Consider the following 20,662-nt stretch of genomic DNA (forward strand, 5'->3'; position numbering starts at 1 on the left):
TCTATGTCATGGAATATCCCTCTAATATAAATAATCCCCATACAATAACTATAAAAAATATCCCGCTCGACACAATGCGAACGGAATATTTCTTTTAATATAGTTAAAATTTGTAATTAGTGCCAACCATCATTGAGATGCCCGGGCTGGGATAAAACAGCTCGTCCTCATAGTCCTTATCAAAGATATTATAAACAGTGACATACCAATCCTGCTTTTCACTAACCTTACGGCTTATTTTTAGATCCACTAAATTATAGCTAGCTAGATGAGAGTAAACAGTTTGAACTGACCGGGTATCATCTTTGCCAGTATCTCCAGTGTACCTCCGTCCCACCAAATGACCAGTTAGATTAAGAGAATACCCCTTACCTGCCTGATAATTTACACCATAGTTTATATGATGTTTTGGCGTGTAAGTGAGTTCTGTTACCGTTCCATCGACATTTTCACCCTTAGTATCTAAATAAGTGTAATTAAGAAAGCCATTTACTTTATCAGAAAATTCTTTGTTTAATTCAAGTTCTACTCCCTTAATTTTAGCCCAGTTCATATTATTATATTTTGTTTTTTTGCTAAGTCGGTTAATTTTATCTTTAATATCATTCTGGAAAAGAGCAATATCGCCTGTCAAAGTTGAATCAAATACATGTTTTAAGCCAAGTTCATAGTTTTTAGCTTTTTCCGCTTTAAGGTTAGGATTACCGGAGGTAGTGCCAAAGAGTTGTTCAGCACTTGGAAAATTATAAGTTTGACCATAAGACGTACGCAACGTGTTACGATCATCCAACCGGTAAACCATATTAATAGTGGGATTGGTATCCGAGTCATCACTTTTGCCGGTACCCTCACCTTCTACTTCGTTGCGGTCATGTCTAATGCCAATTGTAACGGTAGTACGGTCATTAGCCAAAATATTATCCTGCATATAATAGCCATAACGCTTGTTATTATAATCTAACCAAGAATAATTATCAGGATCAGAAAGAGCAGAATCGGAATTACTCCAATCAATCGTATTATACAGCATACCAAATGTTAGTGTATGCATATTATTCAGCTTCCAATTGCTTGACATTTCTACTCCGGTTAAATCACTATCCCAGTAGCTTGCATTCCATCTATCTTTACTATAACCAGATTTAGTGGCATTCACACCCGTGCTCGAATCGTACGTTGCCCCATTAGCCCATATTCCCTGTTTCTCATCAAAGCGGTACACCTTGATATCAAAATCCAACTTCTTGTTGACTTTTTTTACATAATCTAAAGACAAGTTGGTTTTTTCCCAGTCACGGTATTGCCAATCATTCAGACCAGGCCAAAAGCCAGTCTTATAACTTATCCGTTTCCCGGTCGCCGGATCAATGGCATTCGGGCAGTCTTTATCGGTTGTCGAATACCCGCCTGCGAAGGTTAAGGACGAATCGTTACCAAACGTCCACTTTAATTTCGTATTAAAATACCGGGTGTCTTTTTCGTAATTCCGATAGCCATCAGTACGCTCCGAGGCAGCGTCAAAATAATAATTGAATTTCTTATTGCCACCGCCATAGGAAACTGAACCATTCCATGTCCCCCAAGTACCAGTCGCTAAAGAAAGATTGCCTCCCTGATTCGTGTTGCCACTTTTCGTAGTAATTAAGATTACCCCGCCCTTGGCGTCAGAGCCATAAATAACCGGTGCCGGTCCCTTTATTATTTCAATTTTAGCGATATTATTCACTGGAATCATGGAAGTATCCATTGCCGCGCTGCTCGTCATTTTAGCAAGCGGATTTATTAACACACCATCAATATAGATTTTTACTTCCGACGAACTAAGACCACGGATGTCGATGGCGGTATTGCCTTTCCTGCCACTGTGCAGGTTAAGACCCGGTACATCCTCCAATACCTCAGTCAAGTTTCTCGCTCCCTTGGCCTCAATATCCTTGGCTGTAATAACGCTTGTTGTCACAAGGTATTTCTCCAGCGGAACAGCGCTAACCACTACCTCATCGACAGTTGTAGTCTCATTAGTTTTGGCATTACCGTCTGCCGCACAGGCCAAACCAGGTAACATTAATAGAAGACAATTCACAATAGCTACTTTACATCGAATGTCCTTATTCATACTTACTCCTCCCCCATGTTTTTTATAATATCGGGCAAAACCCGTTATTATCTTCCTACTTTACCTTCTTAAGTTAGCATCGGCACGCAAACTTTCAATTTGTCCGATACCCCGTCGTCCAGTTCGACAATCCTGACCTTGGTTGTATATAACTCGCTTAAAATCTGGTCAGTGACAACTTCTTCCGGCGTGCCCATAGCCGTAATTTTACCGTTTTTCATAATCAGCACTTTGTTGCACAACAAAAATGCATGATTGGGAAAGTGGGAAGTCATGATAATCGAATAACCTTGTTTTGCCAGTTTGTCGATGACGCGCAGTATCCGGACCTGGTTCCCATAATCAAGACTTGACGTCGGCTCGTCCATAATAAACAGTTCGGCCCGCTGCGTCAGCGCCCGGGCAATAAGTGTCAGTTGCCGCTCCCCACCACTGATACGGCTGAACTGACAATCCGCCAAATGGGATATTCCGAGCTCCGCCAAGGACTCTTCGGCCATAGCATAATCTTCATCGGTGGGAACGGCAGTAAACCCCACATGCGGTGTTCGTCCCATAACAACAATATCCAATACCCTGTGAGGGAATACCGTTGTCGCCGCCTGTGGCACATAGGCCATCGCGCAGGCCAGTTCTTTCGCCGTTATATCCCCGATCCTGCGGCCCTTGATCTTAATACTGCCTGACTGTACCTTGTTAATGCCCAGCAAACATCTGAGCAAAGTCGTCTTACCGGCGCCGTTCGGGCCCAGGAGGCAAGCGACATCGCCCTTATTAATGGTAAAGGACAGATCGGTAAGCAAACTACCGGATGACGGATAACCAAAACTGATATTCTCGACCGCAAACAACTTTATCCCTCTCTCCTTTTTATAGTAAAAGCCTGTTTTCGGTCAGGGTAACTTAAACCTAACAGGCACATTTACCCATTCCCGTACCCGTTGGCCACTCCGGTAGCCAGGATTAAACCGCCATTGGCTCAGCACCACATCTGCCGCCGACTGATCCAATATATCGTATCCAGAACTTTCCGTAACCCTGACATCTATTACATCACCCGAGGTATCTACCAAAGCACTAATAATTACCTTTCCCTGCCAGCGGTTACGCCTTGCTTCTGATGGATAACCCGGATGGGGGCCATAAGCCACTGACGGTCGGCGGTCAGGCTCTTGTTCTACCTGCGGCTGGGCCGGTGCGGCCGCGCCAGGTTCCCCGCCATTTCCCGTACCACCGGATTCTGTCTCTCCCGTTCCTGCCGTCGCGGCAAAACCATTGCCGCTTATGCTCATAATCTGACCGCCTTCAGATACCGTAGGAACCCCAGGCAAAGCACCGGTTTGGTCCCCAACTGCGGCAAAACCAGAACTAGCCGGCATAGTAGCAGTGTTTATCCTATTGCTGTTGATAAGGTTTTTACCCTGACTAACAGCCGGTACCGGCAGGTTCTGGGTTTGAACCTGTTCTCTGGCAGGCGGTGGCGCTGCCGGCGCCAGTTCCACTTCCATATATTCCGTTTTGGGTTCCAAGGCTGTTTCTCCCGGTAGTCCTTGCCCCGCTAACGCCAAGCCTGTGAGGTGTATGACCAGGGCAAAGGCAAAAGCCGGTCCCCAAGCATTTGCCACCCGCATATCCTTATCTCCCTTTTTCTTCAATCGCAATCGCCATTTTGGACACACCGGCGCGATGAAGTTCATCCATAACCTCTATTACCCGCCCATGACTTACCTCTTTATCCGCCTGAATGGATACCGTAGTCTTTCCGGTACCGCCAACAGCCGCCGCCAGTTCTTCTTTAGCTACAGGCTGACCGTTTACGGCAATACGTCCGTCCTTGGCGATGAGCACAGTGAGTTGTTTTTCCGCCTGCTTTTCTGCCGATGCCTGCGGCAAATTCACAGCAAACCCCGGATAAACAGTAACAAAGGCGGTTGTCATCATGAAAAAAATCACTAACAGCATCATTACATCGACCATCGGGGTCATATCAACATGCACCCCGATTTGCTGTCTTCTCCCCGCTCTACCGAGCACTGTGGCTCCCTCCTTCTGTAAGTAAAGACGTAAATTCTTTTACCCGTATTTCCAGCAACCGCAGGCGCCGCTCCGCCCAATTGCGAAAATGGTTGTGGCAGATAATACAGAATATGGTGACAAACAAGCCGGCTGCCGTATTATATAAAGCTTCCGCAATACCTTCAGCCAGCAGCTGCGGATTTCCCGCCCCGCTCATCGCCGCAACGTGAAAGGTTTTTATCATCCCCAGCACTGTGCCTAAGAGACCAAGCAGCGGCGCAATGGTAGCGATCGTGGCCAATATATACAGATACTTTTCCAGCCGCAATCCTTCTCTGTCTAAGGCAATTTCCGCGACACTGCCGATTTCCGTGCTTGCCTCCCGATAGCCGTTATATATGGCTGCCCATAGCCTTGCCAGCGGACCGTCACCATCGCCGAAAGGACGGTTATTGCCAGCGGCAATGGCTTGCCTTAACCCCGGCATGTAGGCAGCATCTTCCTTCTTAACCGTACGATAAAACCACCAACGCTGAACGGCGACTGTCATAGCCAGCAGGGAACAGACCAGAATGATACCAAACACAACCCCGCCCTTCATTAGGACATCAACCATACTCCTCACTCCTTCAAGTATTTAATGAAAATTTTTGCAAAATAAACAGTTTTTCTGCCGACAACTCTATTGCAGCATTGAGATCAATGTCCGGTTGTACAGTGACTGTCAGTCCTTCGCCTGCTTTTATCCACCGCACTGTTGTCCGCAAGGGATTGTGTTGATAAAAAAATCTTTGAGGTTTCGTAAGTCTTGCTCGGGTCACACCCTGGAGAACATCGGCCAGACACGCGTCACCTTCCACCATTAACTTAAGATCCGGCGATTGAAGCTGCCCAAACTGTTCTTCCACCAACAGCGCCATTTTAACAGCCAACTCCAGCCCCGCGCATCGTTCGCCATGGTGGGCCACCGCTTGTTTGTAGAGCATTGCCTTGCGTGTCTGATATTCACGCGGCGGCATATAGGGAGTGTGCGGTGAAAATACAATATCTGCTTCAAAGTACGGTTTTATATCCAGTACCAATGTCCCGTCTACAGCATCAAGGTCACGTACATACAGCCGTTCTCCCTCAATTCTTTCCAGTTTCACCAGGGTCAAAGCGATTGGATTGGGGCGTGCGGCACTCCGCAGTCCGAATACGCCGCGTTCCGGCAAATCAGGGTTTACTTTTGACGGAACAACTCTTAATACCGACCTGTCGGCTTGTCCAAACCAGCTAAGAATCCACAGATGGCTATGCTCGTCAATGCGATACAAAGCCGGTTGATATTCCGGTTCAATGCGGATAATAGCCTCTGCTCCGCCAAGCGGAACAGCCATTGTGTCATGCAAAATGCTTTCCACATAGCCTATCGGCCGAATGACGCTGCCGTCGGTTATTGTTAAATCAGCCACAACTACCTTCTCCTTCTCTGATCACATTGTCACTCCCAGCCGCGTTTGGCTTTGGCCAGTAGAAAAACGAAGAAAGGGGCGCCAAGCAAAGACGTAAGAATTCCTACCTGGATTTCCAGCGATGCGATGCTGCGGCTTAAGTTGTCCATGATTAGCAGAAAAGTTGCACCCGTAACCACCGACGCCGGCAGTACTATGGCAAAATTTGCACCGAACAGCATTCTTACCGCATGGGGTATGAGCAGCCCCACCCACTGAATGATACCGCCGATACTGGTGGCAGCAGCCGCCAGCAGCGTCGCGCACGCCAATACCACCAGACGGGTGCGCCGGACATTCACTCCCAGTGTATGTGCTTCTTCCTCGCCAATACTAAGAACATTAATCTGCCAGCGCACAAAGTACAAAATAATCATCGGCAGCAGGATCGGAAGCAGTGACCATACTACATCCTGTTCCTTGATTTTCGACAACCCGCCCATTAGCCAAAAACTAATTTCCGGCAGGGTATTCATCGGATCAGCCAGATATTTTAATACCGAAACCAGCGCCTGAAAAAACGCCGACACGGCAATTCCGGCTAGAACCAATGAAATCATTGACTTATTGCCAAACCATGAACCAACAGCAATTGCGGTTAAAACAGCCACCAGGCCAAAAGCGAATGCCGATATTTCGACCCATATCCAGGACAAATGCAGGATCATCCCCAGCACCGCACCAAAGGCCGCCCCCCAGGAAGCGCCCAATAAAGACGGCGAAACCAAGGGATTACGAAACAGATTCTGATAAGCGGCCCCGGAAACGGCCAGTGCACTCCCCACCAACAAGGCGGCGGCAATACGCGGCAAGCGAATTTTAAACACAATCGTTTCCAACGTATCATTCCAGACCTGCGGCAGCGCAACGACTTTCGAACAAAGGATCGCCAGCACAATATCCGGCGAAACCGGATAACGCCCAACGAGAAAAGAAGCGAAGAAAGCCAAGACAAGCACAGCCAGCATGATGGTTAGCTTTGCCAGATCTTTGCGTATCTGCCGTACCCCTTTATCTTTTTTCAGTAAAACGGCCGGCTTATTCACGGTTGGCTGCGCCAAACTGTTATTTCCCATATAAATCGCCTCCTGTGAGCCCCTACCGTACTACCGGCACGGCACAACTGATACAGGCAATTTTACCTTCACGCAGTCTTGTCCATGGCTCCATAACCTGTTCACCGCAAAATTCACAGCAAGGCGAATTGTAGATTGGTTCTTTTTCCGGCAAAACAACCGCAACCGGTTCCACTTTCAGCAATGTTTCCTCCGGCGCCGTCAAAATCTCGCTGATTCGCTCTTCCCGCGCCTGCTTGTAACGGCGATACTCCTCGTCCGCTACTCTGCCGCTCATAACCCTTCGCGTGAGGGCATCGCTTTCCGCCGAGTAATTGTAGGGCAGCTGAATGACCCGTACGGCTTTGCCGCTTTGCCGGCACCCCACAGTAAAAGCCTGCTTGCCGGTCGTGCGAATGTATAGCTTGCCCTTGCCAATCGTACAGCCAAGCACAATCTGAAAGGGGTCGATTGTGCACCGGTCACTTTCCGCAATCGTCACCAAATCCCCCTCTTCCGGGTCCTGATATCCCAGCGCTGCCAGCGCCGCCTTGGCCAAGCGATAGCCTGTGGCCAAACCGGGGCATACATGCCCGTGAAACGCAACAACCTTTTGCCAATCGGCCGAATTCATATCCTCCATCTTCATTCTCCTCTCCTTTAACGGTGAATAACACCCATGCATCCCTGATTAGCCAGATTTCTGGCAAAACATTCAATGGCAATATCCGCGCCTGTCACGGTATGCATAAACATGCTCCGGTTACCCACGGCAATGCTTCTGCCGCCCGAACGTTCCCCTATCGTACCTGACGGAATTGAGGTCAAATATCCGGAAAACGGATATCCCTTATTTTCATCATCCTCCAGATAAGACCTATAACCGGGCGGATAAGCAAAGACCTGGTGTCTGCCGGTACTTATGGTTAAATACTGGGCCTCCCCATTTTCGTAAATAAACCATCCTTTGCCGTTGGCGCACGGTATATACGGCAACCGGAAATCTTTTATTCCCACACCCTCAATTAAAATAAGCGCGACTTTTTTCCCTTGTAAAGCAGCCTCAATACCGCCACTGATACCCGTAATCGAGGTTATCTCATCCAAAGTCCGAGATACGGGGATGGAAGCATTATACGCCGGGATCATAACAGGCCGCCGTAATAATGTTGACCGGAAGCAATACCCCTCTTTGGCTACTGCCAGCCATTCGGGCAATCGTTCGGCGTCTACCGGTTCCGCACCGAACAGCGACATAAATTCCGTTTTGCCGACAAGCCTTCCGACCCCCGGCTGCTCATGAATATACTCAAAATCCCGGCAGCTTACGCCGTAGAGTCCGGCATAGCGTGTCAGCCAGTTGCTGGTAATTGCCAGGCCGTCAAGTCCGCTCAGATCAATATACTCTTTTACCGGAATCAGATCGCCGGTTCCCACAACCACCGGCAAAAAACCTGATTTTTCCGAGAAACGCGCTGCCTCGGCAAAAGCCGCGTCAATCAGCCGCGCGCGTTCGGCCTCATCCGGACCCTCAAAGCGTAATGAGTAGTATTGCTGCGCATAAATCAAAAACACAAAATTCGGATCATAACGGCTGACTAAGTCAAGGGCCGTATCCGTTACCCACCTGTTGCTATTTTCTGCGGTATCCCCGGGAAACGGATGATCGTGCAGCACTTCTTTGACCATCCGGACTTTCGGCGAGTCGTCATTTCGTTTATGACCGGTTTTAAGGTCAAACATATTCTGCCATTCCCGCGCATCAATAATAACTAGACTCATACCAACCGGCCCTCCCCGCCGTTCCAGGCAATACGTTCACCGCACAGCTTAATTTCATAACCGCACTCCGAACACGTATTTCCCTTGCAATGATAACGGGCTAGTTTGTCGCCGCCACAGCCTAAACTAAACCGTTCAATGACCGTGTGCCCGCACTGGGGACACAGGGTATTTACCCACTCGGAACCGACAAAGTTGTGAAAATAAACATAGGGCAACAGACGGCGGCTTTTCTCCAGCGCCGCGTTGATTGCCTCAATATTGGGATACTCAGTTTCCTTCATCTTATATTCCGGCAGCAGCCGGAAAACATGCCACGGGATTTCCCGGTCAGTTTCAGCCAGGAAAACGGCAATTTCATCCAGCTCATGATCATTGACCGACTGAATTACCGGCGTTGTAACCTCCACATGGACTAAGGACGCGAGTCTCGCAATATTCCGCAAGACCGGCTTACTGTCGGGAATACCCAGATACTCACGGCAAAAAGCGGGCGCCAATCCTTTTAAGCTCACATTTACAAAGGAAAATACCGAAGCTAGCAGTTCGGTTGCTTCCACGGTAGTGTAGGCATTCGTAAGGCAGCCCATGGGAATTCCCGCCTGACGGGCCACTTTGGCTACTTCCAGCAGCGAAGGCAGGGAAACAGCCGGTTCATTAACATTAAAAACAATAGTATGGCACCCGCGTTGGACAGCAAGACGTACCAGTTTTTCCGGAGTAAATGCATACATATTATGTTGCAGGACTGCGGGATCTGCCTTGGCGATAAAAGCATTCACACAATATTGGCAGGCCAGGTTGCAGCCGGCGGAGCCGATTGTCAGGCTTCTACTGCCGGGATAAGCATGATAAAACGGCACCGATTCCACCCGTGAAACAGCATATGTACACCATTTATGCGGAAAACGCTCCTGAATCACCCCATCTTTCGCAACATACATCCGGCATACGCCAAAACTATCTACTCCCAGTTCACAACGCCATTCACAATAATTACACTTCAATGCCAATCCCTCTTCCCCGCTACAATCTATTTTCTCCGCGCTCTGGCCGCCAGCTCATCCAACTCTTTTTCAGAAAGCTGGTAATGATAAAACAAGGCGTAAAACCGTTTAACCTCAGCACGAAAATCAAAAGGGTAGATATCAGGATAAAGCAGATTGGCCACCCATCTGATGCCGATCAAACGGCTGACTGCCGGCGGCCGGTCAAACCAGTTGAAAGGTCCGGTAGGAATTTCATACACCCGTTTGTCCTGAACCGCTTTGATATGCTGCCAGGCACTGTCACCCATTATGGACGGGTAACTGCTGCTTTCTCCGTCACGAAAGTAACCAATTAAGATAACCTCAGGATTCCAGGCTATCACCTGTTCCAGCGACACCGGACTGCGGCCAACGGCGCCGCTGCTTGGCAGACCGGGATCAGCGACATTTACCCCGCCGACATATTCAATGATCTCGGCATGCCAGGAGCCTCGAGGTTCGGTCTCCAAGCCGCCGCGCCCCTCGGCGTAGTAGACGGATACCGGTTTACGCTGGGTTGCAAGCGGCTTTTTTTCCGCTACCATGCCGAGGGTCTCCTGGCAGTACGCCGCAAGTTCAGCCGCCCGCGCCTCACGCTTAAGCACCGTGCCGGCGGCCTCATAGCTTTGTGCCATGTTGGTCATTTGTTTATCAAGAACGACAACCGGTATTTTCGTCAATTGCTCCAGTTCGTCGGCAAAATTCTTATTGGCCTGATTAATCTCGTCTGCCATCAGAATGATATCCGGCTTCATTTTGATAACTTCTTCCAGATTGCCGGTAGACCCGCGATTAATCCAGCCAAGAACCGGCAAATTACGGTAAGCGGGCAAAATATAATCCGACTGATCGGCCCCCATGTGATAACCCCAGCCGGCCAATAGGTCGGGATCGATTGTATAAAGCAGTACCGCTTCCAGCGGTGACATCGGATATACCTTCTTAATATTTTGCGGAACCACGACCTTACGGCCGGCCATGTCGGTGATGACCCTGCCGCCATTTGCCGCGACCGCCGACCCGGTTTCCCTATTGCTTTGCTGCCCACAGCCTGTCAAAATAACAAGAATGATGACAAGAATTGCAATCCCGGACAACTGTAATTTTTTCATACTTTCCTCCAACCCCAAGTCACTATTCGACAATTACGCAATATCAGATCAACTTAACAGGAATTTTATTCCTTATAACACATAATAATATTAAACAAAACATAAATCAATATATTTGTTAGGTTTATTTTGTTTTTGTTTGTTTATTTTAGATAAGAAAGGTAAAAAAAGTACAAGTAACAGCACTTTCTTATCGCTGTTGCTTGCTATTGTTAATTCAGCCAAACTTGCATAAATAGACAAAAGTAATTTATTTCGCTTTCATAGCGACTTTTTGCCCTGCTTTGTATATTTTCTTTCTTTCCAACCCCGCTACGATACGCGTGGCAACATCATTGTCTTTAACAACAAAACTGGATAAATCATTGACACCAAACGAAAATAAACTAGGTGCCAAAGGAGTAAACGGCCCCACAATGATTACATAAGCGTCTTTAGCCAACGTCAACATACGGGGTAAGGTTTTACAAATCAGGCTGACACAACTGATAATAACAAAATCGCTCGCCGGCAGAATATATTCGGCCGCCGCTTCCGGATAATCCCCCTCCTCGGGTTCACGTTCAATAATCGCAACATCACATACCGGTTGAAACAATTGCTCAATATAGGGAAAATGCCCCAAAATAGCAACCTTTTTGTTTTTTATCTCATTTTGATAGGCAATAAACGGGTCATTCAGGCGATCTTCACTATAAAGACTATCCGTCAAAACGATTCCATTCTTCACCGCTGTTTCCGGGGAATTATACCAAGTATTTATCGCGGCCATGCCAACCGATGCCTCAACAAAATTCCAGGATTTAATACATTCCGCCAGTTTTTTGAGCGGCATACCGAGCGACTTTTTCATCGTTTCGGGCAGACTATCTCCCGGAACGATGTGGCTAAAACCGCATCCCCGGCCGCTCCGGATGAGCGCGGCATAAGTGCCGCAGAGAAATTCATCAACAAGACACTCCTCTGGAATCCCTTCAATCAAGGCATCATATAATTCCCACATATCTTTATCTCCTCATTTCTTGTTAGAGATTCATTTCATTCAACACAGCCTGCTATGAACAGCTAATTTTTAAGGGGCGAACTCTTTCGCCACGCCTTAATTGCTGCCTGATTTCCAGCATGAGCGCATCTAGTTTTTCAATGTCGCTCAGACTTTCTATTTCTTCCGCCGAAGTTTCCATAACTTTATGGATGCCGCCGTTTTTTATCACAATACGCTTATCGGCACTTAAGGCAAGCAAGGGATCGTGGGTAGAAATTAATACAATTTTTTCATTTTCGGTCAACAAGCTAATCGCCTGTTTTCTGTCAATGCCCGCATTTTCAATTTCATCTATCAAAACGATCGGCGACGCACTCATATAAGCCGTGTCGGCAATCATCAAAGCACGGGATTGCCCGCCCGAAAGCTGGGTCACCTTTGTATCCAGCGTGAATTTTTCACCAGCCAGTTCATTGGCGCAGACAAAACAGCGTTCAACCACCTGGTCGGCATTTTCGCACAGACGGCTTTTCGCATGCATCGCCAGAAAATCGGCAACATTTAAATCCATAACAAAATTCATATTCTGCGACAGCTGCGCCACCAATTTATTGCCGATATCAAACCGTTCCTCATCACTTAACAGGTGCTCATTAATCAATATTTGGCGTTTGGTCGGCGTATCCCCCTGAGCCAGGCATTCGATATCAGCCAATAACCGGCTTTTCCCCGAACCCGTAGGACCGACAATGCTAACAACCTCGCCGGCGGTCATCGTAAGCTTCACATCTTCCGGCTGACCCTCTTTATTTCTACCGCCGATAATAGTTATCGTCTGCACCTTTTCCCGTTCTTCCTGATTATCTACCAGAGTTGCCATAAATTTTGCCAGCTCCGCCGTTAGACTGAAGCTATCGAGTCCAAACTCCGCCAATTGCTCCGGCATCATTTTTTCCAGCGCGTGAGCCACGGTGAGGTTTTGTTGCAATTCCTGCAAATTATAATTAATAAAAAAATCTTGCACCACCGGATAATCCGCAATGATTTCGGCAATCGTCCTCGTTGCAACGATTTCGCTGATTTTCACATTCTGTGTCACAGTCTCACCTGAATTCCATTTTTTTCAGCATTCCCATTTGGTAAGTTTCGCCGATTCGCGTTTCCCCCGTACAATAAGCACATACCGAGGCAGGCATCGGGAAACGCAGGCGGCGGTTTCTTAAAGTAGCAATATCTGCGGCATTCATAACATATTTGCTCAGCATAAACGCGCCTTGACCGGTAATACCGTTGACAAACAAAATTTTAGCACCGGGATTTACCTGCCGGACATTAAACATAAACACTTCCCGCTCAGCCTGCGAAACAATATCCCCTTTGGTAATCAGAACAATGTCGGCCAGTTTTAGCATCGGACCTATTTTACGCGGCGTATTAACTCCGGATAAATTGTCAATGACGCAAACAGCGAGGACCCCCTGAATATGCGGCGAACAGCGATTGCACAAACCGGCGCTTTCGCTGATCAGTATATCCAGACCGGCGTTTCGCCCCCATTCCACGGCATCTTCAATATTGCTGATAAAGAAATGATCCGGACAAAACTTTCCCGAAAATCCAACCTGGACTTTTACCCCGTATTCCTGATAGCTCACCTGATCAAACGAAGTCAGACAGTCAAATTTTATTACTCCGGTCTCTTGCTTATTCTCTCGCAGACAATCAATCAGTCTGAGAATTACCGAAGTCTTTCCCGACGAAGGCGCACCCGATACCGTAATAAGTCTCATAAATTTCCTCCAAAAAGCATATAGTTATTCCAGCGAAGCCTTACGCGAGGAATTTTCTTCCTTTACAAAACATGATACTATCAAAAGTAATATAAATCAATATTTGTGATAGTTTTAATTTGTTTACGTTTGTTTGTGTTTGTATTCTATTCATAGACATTTTGTTTATTCGATAGGGTCTTGTCATTCTGAGCAAAACAAAGACCAAAGCTGTTTTCATCTTAAGAGCAGCTTTGGCCTTTGTTTTGCCAGTGTTTTCGGCAATATTATGAAATTGTTATTTAATAGGATAAGATTGACAGGATTACCCAGTTCAGTTATTATGAGGATTATTCCAAATAAAGGAGAAACCGCATGGGCCATATTGTAAACAGCGAAAAAGAATACCGCCTGCTACAGCAGCGGTTAGACTGTAATATCACCGGAGCGCCATACGCGCCAGCTTTTATCAGTATATTAAAACTATTATTCACGCCGGCAGAAGCCTATATTGCTCGGCAAATCCCCTTACGGCCAACCCGGTTATCACTTGTTGCTAATAAATTAAACATACCGGCTGCAAAGCTATACGGCAAAGTATTAGCCATGGCCGAACGCGGCTTGGTGTTTGATTTTGAGCATAACGGAGAAATTTACATTGTATTATCGCCTGTCGTTATCGGCTTTTTCGAATTTATCTTTATGCGTACCCGCGATAATCTGCCGCTTAAAGAGTTAGCGGAGTTATTTGAAGAATATATGTCCCAGGATGATCGGTTTGCCCAAAGTATTTTTGAAGGTTCTACCCAACTCGGCAGAACCCTGATCCATGAGCAAGCCTTGCCTGCTGACACGTATTCCGAAGTATTGGACTGGGAGAAAACTACTGCCATTATTGCTTCGGCAAAACATATCGGTTTATCCTTATGCACGTGCCGGCATAAAGCCAGCCATCTCGGCAGATGCTGCGACGCACCACTGGAAACTTGTATAACGCTGGGAAAAAGTGCCGTTATTCTTGTAAAAAAGGGGATGGCGGCAGCAATATCCCCGGATAAAGCCCTGCGCATTATCGAAGACTGCAAACAGCAAGGACTGATGCAAATTGCCGATAATGTGCAGCGCGATGTCGGCTTTATTTGTAATTGTTGCAGTTGCTGCTGTGAATTTATTCAGGCAATCAAGCGGTTTAACCTGAAAAATGCAGTAATAACTTCTAATTGGCTGGCAACAGTTAACCCCAAATTTTGCAAAAGCTGCGGCGCTTGTATCAGAGCTTGTCCTGTGGGCGCATTGCATAGTGAAGAAAATAGCGCCGGCGCTAAACCGGTCTGTGATGAAACGGTTTGTTTAGGATGCGGTGTCTGCGTAACGGCCTGCAAGTTTAACGGCATAACCATGTCTCCCAGGCCCCAACGGGTCATTGTACCGGAAACAAGCTATGACAAAATCATATTGATGGCTATTGAACGGGGGAAACTATCGAATTTAGTGTTTGATGATCCTTCACGCCTACATCATCGGGCTTTAGGACGAATAATTGGTGTTATCGAAAAGTCTTCGCCCGTCAAGACATTAATGGCGGTTAAACCAATCAAATCAGCCTTTTTAACTGCAATTGTATCCAGAATAAAAAAGGCAACCGGCGTGAATAAGAACTAGCCGGTTATCAAAAAGCTAAACATATGTTTAGTCATTGAGGTGATATGCCATGAAGATCCTTTTTATGGCCAAACGTCACTTTCTCTTTTTGTTACTGCCTGCCGTACTGCTACTAAGCTCAATCTATGCTTTTGAAACTGCTAATAAATTAAACGGAAAAATAATTATTGTTGATGCTGGCCATGGTGGAATCGATCCTGGCGCAAACCGACCCGGAGTGATTGAAAAAGACATCAATCTTGCCGTTGCCCTCCAATTAAAGGAAAAACTGCATCACTACGGCGCCAAAGTTGTCTTATCCCGGCAGTCAGATGTAGATCTTAGCCCGGAATGCGACAGCGAAAAGGTCAGAGGCCGTTATCACCGGGATTTAATGGCCCGGGTGGAAATGGCCGAAGAATCTGATGCCGATATTTTTATTAGTATTCACGCCAATGCGGTTACTAATGCCAAACGGCATGGCGCAGAGGCTTTTTTCTGCGCAAAATCCGAAGCCGGAAAACAATTAGCCACGTCAATTCAAGCCGAACTTTGCACCGTCACGACCACGAAACGGACAGCCCAGGCCGCCGACTATTTTGTACTGCGCCGCAGCAGAATACCGGCTGCTCTCGTCGAAGTCGGTTACATTACGAATATCGAAGAGCGCAAATTATTGCAAACACCTGACTACCAGCAAAAACTGGCAGAAGCAATCGCCAGGGGTATTTATACGTATTACCAGCAATAATGGGAAGGGATGGTCCTTGATGAAAGTTCCCTACTGGCTGTTTTGTACAATTGCTCTTTGTATAGCGCTGACCAGTATCGAGGAAATTCGTGTCGCCGGCGATTCACAAACTGTTTCCAGGGTCCCGACAACCCAGAAAGTCGTAGCATTGACGCTTGATGACGGACCAAATTCCCGGGTTACACCGGAAATTCTGGCTGTTCTAAAAGAAAAACAGGTAAGGGCAACCTTTTTCGTTCTGGGAGAAAACGTAGAGCATTATCCCAAAATTTTAGCACAAGAAGTAGCGGACGGCCATGAAATCGGCATTCATACCTATAGCCATCCCTCCTTGCCAAAATTGAGCCCTAATAAAATCACCGAGGAATTTGCTAAAGCGGAAAGTGCTATAACCCCCATAGCCCCTAAACCAACTTTATTCCGTCCCCCAGGCGGTCTCTATAACTCGCGGGTCATTGAAACAGCGCACGAACGGGGTTATACCGTTATCCTCTGGTCGGTTGACCCGCGCGACTGGAGCTGCCCTCCCAGCGCAGCAGTAATTGATAAAGTTATGAAGGAAGTAACGCCAGGCAGTATTATTCTGCTTCACGACGGACAATATCCCTTGCCGACCCCCAAAGCACTCGCAGCCATCATCGACGGCCTTCGCGCCCGCGGTTATGATTTTGTCACCGTAAGTGAATTATTGCAGTATAACGAAGTCCGGCATACTTTTAACTTCTTTAATCTGTAAGCCTGGTTTTCCGGTGACAGCCAGCTTGTCTGCATAATTTGCCTGTGTATATAAGGTGCTCAAGATTTTTGCAGAATACACCACCCGCCTGCGCCTGCAAACTTATTTAATGCGGAATATATAATCCGGCTGGAAAATAATAATATTATTATTTTATTTTTCCACAATCAATCAAATCTATGCCAACCGAAAAGTTTAAAAAAAGAGGTCTACCGCTTACCGGTTAGACCTCTTTTTACTATTACGCAATCGTTACGTTTCTCTGAGAAAGCTTGCGGATCGCGGCAAGGATGATTTCTGTTCCGGCCGCAATGTCTTCCAGCCGTGCCCACTCCGCAGGGTTGTGGCTGATTCCTCCCCGGCACGGAATAAAGACCATGCCTGTTGGCGCAAGCGCTGCCAGATGCATAGCATCGTGCCCGGCCCCGCTAGGCATCAGCATACTGGCATAATGCTGTTCCCGGCTGATGGCATATAGCATTTCCACCATGGTTGGCGCCAGTTGAACTGGTGGCTCATCCGTGAGTATGACAGGTTCAATACCTACGTTCCGCTGATTTTTGATCTCATCCATTTTTTTTAGAAGGCCTTGGACAACGCACTGTTTACTGTCAAGTGAAATCCCGCGGATATCAATTCCCAACTCAACCCGCCCCGGAATAACGTTCATCACCCCTGGTTCAGCCTTAACAATGCCGGTTGTGCCCACAACACCGTGCTGTGCCTCCAAGCCGGCCACTTCCTCCACCGCCAGAATAATCCGGGCAGCCGCTGTCAGCGCGTCCTGGCGCATATTCATGGGAGTCGCACCCGAGTGATCGGCCTGTCCGGTTATTGTAACACGCAGGCGAGTAGGCGCCGCAATTCCGGTAACAATGCCAATTTGTTTTTTTGTTGTCTCTAAAACTTTGCCTTGCTCAATATGCAGTTCCAAAAATGCTTTAATGTTTCCCGGATAACGCGCCTGACAGATGTTTTCCGGCTGGAGGCCTCTTTGGCGCAAAGCGGCCGCCAGCGAAATTTCCTGACTGTCTTTCCACTGGTGCAACTGTGCTACTGTAAGTTTGCCGCAAAAAGCTTTGCTGCCTAAAGTAGCCATGCCAAAACGGCTGGACTCCTCCGCCATAAAAACAACAACTTCAAGCGGATGATAGTGCTGTTCCCCGCTTTTCTTAAGACATTGCAGTGCCTCAATTGCTGCCAAAACACCTGCCACACCGTCGAAGTTCCCCCCCTGGGGCACACTGTCCAAATGTGACCCGGCCATCACCACAGCGGCGGCGGGCTCTATGCCTTCTTGCCGCCCGATCACATTGCCGAAGGCATCGGTACGGACGGCCAAGCCGGCCTGTTCCATTAACCGGATAATAAGCTCCCGGGCTTGCCAGTCTTCGTCGCTGAAGGCCAGCCGGGTAAAGCCGCCGTTTGCCTGCAAGCCGATTGCCGCCATTTTATGAAAATTTTTTTCCAGCCTTTTGCAGTCTACCACTGGCAAAGCCTCCCTTTAATCCAGCTTGCTGTCCTTGGTTTCCGGCACAAGGAAAAACACATTGACGGCTGCGGCTAAGTAAATAAAAGCCAGTATGACCAGTGCCCCGTTAAGTGTATATTGGGCTGCCAGCATCCCGATAATAACCGGCGCAAAGCCACCAACCGCCCGGCCGGAATTAAAAATAAAGTTTTGTGCCGTAGAACGGGCATCGGTTGTATAATGCTCTGACAACAGAGCCCCATAACCGGCCATCATTCCATTGCAGAAGAAACCAAGAACGGCACCGCCGATCAATAATAAAATTGGATCATTCAAAACCGAGTAACCCCAGACGGCAGCCGCCGAACAAATATAGAAGGTTATATAGGCCGGCCTTCTCCCGATCCGGTCGGCAAACTGCCCAAAAAGATAAATGCCGATTACCATGCCGATTACGGTAACAACCATCCAGGTAGTAGTCTTATTCAGGGTAAGGTTATGCTTTTGCATCAGAATAGTAGGAAGCCAAATCATAATGCCATAATAGCCAAAATTTTGCACACTTGTCATTACTGTAAGCGCAAACGTTGTTACCGATTTTCGCGGATTGGCAAAAAGGTGCGTCAGTGGAAACTTGTTAGCCTTATTTAAAAATTCTTGTTCGCTTTCCGTCAATGCCTCACCTTGCGCAACCTTTTGCTGAATCGTTTCCTTCATAATTTTGCGGTTAACCCAAATATCAGGTTCCGGAATACCCCGCCGGGACCAGGCCGCAAATAAAGCCGGCAAAACCCCGATAGCAAAAAGCCCTCTCCAGCCAAAATGCGGTACGACCAGCGCCGACAGCAGCGCGGCCAGAACGGCACCCATTTGCCAGCCAATTGCCACACCGGCAGACGCCCGCGCCCGTTTCGCAGCAGGCCAGGTTTCGGCAACCAGGGTCATGCCGATACCGAATTCGCCCCCTAACCCTAATCCTGACAAGAAACGATAAATATTTAGCTCAGTAAGCGAACTGGCAAACGCGCACAAGCCCGTAAAAATTGAAAACAGAATAATGGTCAGCGAAAAAACTTTTACCCTGCCGACGTAGTCGGCCATAATACCAAATATATAGCCGCCAAGAACGGCCCCAATCAATGTATAAGTGGCAATTAATCCCGCCTCGGCAAATGATAAACCGAACTCCTTGATAATGGCAGTCATAACAAAGGAAAGAATCAGCATGTCCAAGCCATCCATGGCATACCCCGCGATTGATGCATACATCATTTTCCAACGTCGCTTCCAGGTAGCTTCATCATCACCGGAAAACAAATTTTGTTTGGTTTTCATTTCCATTTTTTCTCCTCCTTAAAATAATAAAATCATTATTTAACAAAATGTTCCTCTTGTGCAGTTTCCCTGCCATCAAAGACGACATTTCCGTTAACAAAAGTAAGCCAGATATTTCCCTTTACCCGGGTTCCGTGATAAGGTGTGTTACGGCTCTTGGATAGAAACGCGTTCTTATCAATCATCCATTCCTGAAACGGATCGATAACACAGACATCTGCCGGCGCTCCCGCTTGCAATGTTCCACCCGGCAGCCCAAACAGTTTTGCCGGATTACAACTCATCCGCTGAATCAGCCAGGCAGGGGAAAGCCCCTGTTCATGCACCAATTTGTCAAGCAGCAGCGGCAGGGCTGTCTCCAAACCAACAATGCCGTTAGCCGCCAAATCAAAAGTCACATTCTTATCATCCAGGGCATGTGGTGCGTGGTCGGTGGCAATCACATCCACCGTTCCATCATCCAACCCGCGAATTAATTCGGCAATATCTTCCTGCGTTCTTACCGGCGGCGCCATTTTGGCATTTGTTCCTTGACGCGCAACGTCAGCCACAGTGAGTGTTAGATGGTGCGGACATACTTCTGCCGTCACATTCAGCCCCTCTTTTTTCGCCCGGCGGATCAATTCTACACTGTTAGCCGTACTCAGGTGCTGAAAATGCACCTTTCCACCGGTAACCCGTACAATTTCAAGATCACGGGCAATAGCGGCAAATTCATTAACAGGCTCATAAGCAGTAGGCCAATAAGATTTTAAGGTCGCATCTTCCTCGTGCAGCGAAATTACGACATTTAGCTTTTTGGCTAATTGCAGAGCCTGATACAAAACTGCGGCCCGGTCAAGATAGAGTCCGTCATCGGAAAATATGGTAACGCCTGCGGCCGCTAAAGTCGCCATATCGCAAAGATCCCGGCCCTTTAAATCCTTCGTGACGCTGGCGGCCTGAACGACACGCACAACGGCCTTTTCTTCGATTAATTTTTGTATTTTCGCATAGATACTGAGTTTGTCCGGAACAGGATTAAGGTTGGCCATAGCGATCACTGTCGTGAAACCGCCGCGGGCTGCCGCGCGCGTGCCTGTCGCAATAGTCTCTTTGTGTTCAAACCCCGGTTCACGCAGATGGCAATGAACATCAATCAATCCCGGCACAATCCACTTGCCGCTGCAATCAAATATTCCCGCTCCCTCACATGATAAATTAGGAGCAATCGCGGCGATTTTCCCTGCAGAAATCATAACATCGGCCGGGCCATCCAGGCCTTGCGACGGATCGATAATCCGTCCGTTTTTGAGCAGTAGTACCTCTGCCGGTTGAGCAATCTTATTTTCGTCCACTTTTATCCCACCTTAACACCGCGTTAATCGATAAG

Annotated in this window: 20 protein-coding genes; 3 read left to right on the plus strand and 17 right to left on the minus strand. The window is 47.6% G+C overall.

What is annotated here, in order from left to right; all coding sequences use genetic code 11:
• Positions 1-103: 103 nt before the first annotated feature.
• From BLR65_RS19900 to BLR65_RS19965, 14 genes are all read right to left on the minus strand, one after another.
• A complete protein-coding gene (locus tag BLR65_RS19900; protein ID WP_093795930.1) occupies positions 104-2,116 on the minus strand; it encodes a TonB-dependent receptor plug domain-containing protein in 2,013 nt (670 codons plus the stop codon).
• Positions 2,117-2,184: 68 nt separating this feature from the next.
• Positions 2,185-2,967, minus strand: a complete 783-nt coding sequence (locus BLR65_RS19905) for an ABC transporter ATP-binding protein (RefSeq protein ID WP_211285253.1) — start codon at positions 2,965-2,967, stop codon at positions 2,185-2,187.
• 42 nt (positions 2,968-3,009) lie between these two features.
• Complete coding sequence (locus BLR65_RS19910; RefSeq protein WP_169717026.1) at positions 3,010-3,747, minus strand: energy transducer TonB; 738 nt, start codon at positions 3,745-3,747, stop codon at positions 3,010-3,012.
• A 4-nt stretch (positions 3,748-3,751) separates the two neighbouring features.
• A complete protein-coding gene (locus BLR65_RS19915; RefSeq protein ID WP_093795933.1) occupies positions 3,752-4,150 on the minus strand; it encodes an ExbD/TolR family protein in 399 nt (132 codons plus the stop codon).
• Positions 4,140-4,748, minus strand: a complete 609-nt coding sequence (locus BLR65_RS19920) for a MotA/TolQ/ExbB proton channel family protein (protein ID WP_093795934.1) — start codon at positions 4,746-4,748, stop codon at positions 4,140-4,142. The genes BLR65_RS19915 and BLR65_RS19920 overlap by 11 nt, the downstream gene beginning before the upstream one ends.
• Before the next feature lie 13 nt (positions 4,749-4,761).
• The gene (gene tsaA / locus BLR65_RS19925) at positions 4,762-5,586 is read right to left on the minus strand and encodes a tRNA (N6-threonylcarbamoyladenosine(37)-N6)-methyltransferase TrmO (protein WP_093795935.1); all 825 of its coding nucleotides are present in this window, start codon (positions 5,584-5,586) and stop codon (positions 4,762-4,764) included.
• 29 nt (positions 5,587-5,615) lie between these two features.
• Positions 5,616-6,701: a FecCD family ABC transporter permease gene (locus BLR65_RS19930; RefSeq protein ID WP_093795936.1), complete on the minus strand. Its 1,086-nt coding sequence runs from the start codon at positions 6,699-6,701 to the stop codon at positions 5,616-5,618.
• A 22-nt stretch (positions 6,702-6,723) separates the two neighbouring features.
• Positions 6,724-7,329, minus strand: coding sequence for an FmdE family protein (locus BLR65_RS19935; RefSeq protein ID WP_169717025.1), 606 nt, complete (start codon positions 7,327-7,329; stop codon positions 6,724-6,726).
• Between the two features lie 11 nt (positions 7,330-7,340).
• Entirely contained in the window at positions 7,341-8,462 is a 1,122-nt protein-coding gene (locus BLR65_RS19940) for a hypothetical protein (RefSeq protein ID WP_093795938.1), read from the minus strand.
• The gene (locus BLR65_RS19945; protein ID WP_093795939.1) at positions 8,459-9,469 is read right to left on the minus strand and encodes a radical SAM protein; all 1,011 of its coding nucleotides are present in this window, start codon (positions 9,467-9,469) and stop codon (positions 8,459-8,461) included. Before BLR65_RS19945 ends, BLR65_RS19940 begins: the two co-directional genes overlap by 4 nt.
• A 26-nt stretch (positions 9,470-9,495) precedes the next feature.
• Positions 9,496-10,602 (minus strand): ABC transporter substrate-binding protein, encoded by a 1,107-nt coding sequence (locus tag BLR65_RS19950; protein WP_093795940.1) that lies wholly within the window; start codon positions 10,600-10,602, stop codon positions 9,496-9,498.
• A gap of 250 nt (positions 10,603-10,852) precedes the next feature.
• Positions 10,853-11,605: a Rossmann-like domain-containing protein gene (locus BLR65_RS19955; protein ID WP_093795941.1), complete on the minus strand. Its 753-nt coding sequence runs from the start codon at positions 11,603-11,605 to the stop codon at positions 10,853-10,855.
• A gap of 52 nt (positions 11,606-11,657) precedes the next feature.
• Positions 11,658-12,686: an ATP-binding cassette domain-containing protein gene (locus BLR65_RS19960; protein ID WP_245692940.1), complete on the minus strand. Its 1,029-nt coding sequence runs from the start codon at positions 12,684-12,686 to the stop codon at positions 11,658-11,660.
• Between the two features lie 4 nt (positions 12,687-12,690).
• A complete protein-coding gene (locus BLR65_RS19965; protein ID WP_093795942.1) occupies positions 12,691-13,377 on the minus strand; it encodes a GTP-binding protein in 687 nt (228 codons plus the stop codon).
• Positions 13,378-13,731: 354 nt separating this feature from the next.
• Here BLR65_RS19965 and BLR65_RS19970 point away from each other — a divergent pair, with 354 nt between their 5' ends.
• The 3 genes from BLR65_RS19970 to BLR65_RS19980 are packed head-to-tail and all read left to right on the plus strand — an operon-like array spanning position 13,732 to position 16,484.
• A complete protein-coding gene (locus tag BLR65_RS19970) occupies positions 13,732-15,018 on the plus strand; it encodes a 4Fe-4S binding protein (protein WP_093795943.1) in 1,287 nt (428 codons plus the stop codon).
• A gap of 49 nt (positions 15,019-15,067) precedes the next feature.
• Positions 15,068-15,748 (plus strand): N-acetylmuramoyl-L-alanine amidase family protein, encoded by a 681-nt coding sequence (locus BLR65_RS19975; protein ID WP_093795944.1) that lies wholly within the window; start codon positions 15,068-15,070, stop codon positions 15,746-15,748.
• 19 nt (positions 15,749-15,767) lie between these two features.
• Complete coding sequence (locus BLR65_RS19980; protein WP_093795945.1) at positions 15,768-16,484, plus strand: polysaccharide deacetylase family protein; 717 nt, start codon at positions 15,768-15,770, stop codon at positions 16,482-16,484.
• 241 nt (positions 16,485-16,725) lie between these two features.
• Here the strand turns inward: BLR65_RS19980 and BLR65_RS19985 are convergent, their stop codons facing one another.
• The 3 genes from BLR65_RS19985 to BLR65_RS19995 are packed head-to-tail and all read right to left on the minus strand — an operon-like array spanning position 16,726 to position 20,627.
• Positions 16,726-17,973, minus strand: a complete 1,248-nt coding sequence (locus BLR65_RS19985; RefSeq protein WP_093795946.1) for a M20 family metallo-hydrolase — start codon at positions 17,971-17,973, stop codon at positions 16,726-16,728.
• Positions 17,974-17,988: 15 nt separating this feature from the next.
• Positions 17,989-19,296, minus strand: a complete 1,308-nt coding sequence (locus tag BLR65_RS19990) for an MFS transporter (protein WP_093795947.1) — start codon at positions 19,294-19,296, stop codon at positions 17,989-17,991.
• 29 nt (positions 19,297-19,325) lie between these two features.
• Positions 19,326-20,627 carry a dihydroorotase gene (locus BLR65_RS19995; RefSeq protein WP_093795948.1) on the minus strand — a complete coding sequence of 434 codons (1,302 nt, stop codon included), beginning with the start codon at positions 20,625-20,627 and terminating at the stop codon, positions 19,326-19,328.
• Positions 20,628-20,662: the final 35 nt, after the last annotated feature.

Origin of the sequence: Sporomusa acidovorans, from assembly GCF_900101845.1 — a bacterium.
In the GTDB taxonomy this organism is placed as follows: domain Bacteria; phylum Bacillota; class Negativicutes; order Sporomusales; family Sporomusaceae; genus Sporomusa; species Sporomusa acidovorans.

Excerpts from the sequence above, each read along its gene's own strand:
- BLR65_RS19930 (WP_093795936.1), bottom strand. The coding sequence starts at position 6,701 with ATGGGAAATAACAGTTTGGCGCAGCCAACCGTGAATAAGCCGGCCGTT.
- BLR65_RS19950 (WP_093795940.1), bottom strand. The coding sequence starts at position 10,602 with ATGAAAAAATTACAGTTGTCCGGGATTGCAATTCTTGTCATCATTCTT.
- BLR65_RS19970 (WP_093795943.1), top strand. The coding sequence starts at position 13,732 with ATGGGCCATATTGTAAACAGCGAAAAAGAATACCGCCTGCTACAGCAG.
- BLR65_RS19965 (WP_093795942.1), bottom strand. The coding sequence starts at position 13,377 with ATGAGACTTATTACGGTATCGGGTGCGCCTTCGTCGGGAAAGACTTCG.
- BLR65_RS19900 (WP_093795930.1), bottom strand. The coding sequence starts at position 2,116 with ATGAATAAGGACATTCGATGTAAAGTAGCTATTGTGAATTGTCTTCTA.
- BLR65_RS19935 (WP_169717025.1), bottom strand. The coding sequence starts at position 7,329 with ATGAAGATGGAGGATATGAATTCGGCCGATTGGCAAAAGGTTGTTGCG.
- BLR65_RS19940 (WP_093795938.1), bottom strand. The coding sequence starts at position 8,462 with ATGAGTCTAGTTATTATTGATGCGCGGGAATGGCAGAATATGTTTGAC.
- BLR65_RS19910 (WP_169717026.1), bottom strand. The coding sequence starts at position 3,747 with ATGCGGGTGGCAAATGCTTGGGGACCGGCTTTTGCCTTTGCCCTGGTC.
- BLR65_RS19980 (WP_093795945.1), top strand. The coding sequence starts at position 15,768 with ATGAAAGTTCCCTACTGGCTGTTTTGTACAATTGCTCTTTGTATAGCG.
- BLR65_RS19990 (WP_093795947.1), bottom strand. The coding sequence starts at position 19,296 with ATGGAAATGAAAACCAAACAAAATTTGTTTTCCGGTGATGATGAAGCT.
- BLR65_RS19975 (WP_093795944.1), top strand. The coding sequence starts at position 15,068 with ATGAAGATCCTTTTTATGGCCAAACGTCACTTTCTCTTTTTGTTACTG.
- BLR65_RS19955 (WP_093795941.1), bottom strand. The coding sequence starts at position 11,605 with ATGTGGGAATTATATGATGCCTTGATTGAAGGGATTCCAGAGGAGTGT.
- BLR65_RS19920 (WP_093795934.1), bottom strand. The coding sequence starts at position 4,748 with ATGGTTGATGTCCTAATGAAGGGCGGGGTTGTGTTTGGTATCATTCTG.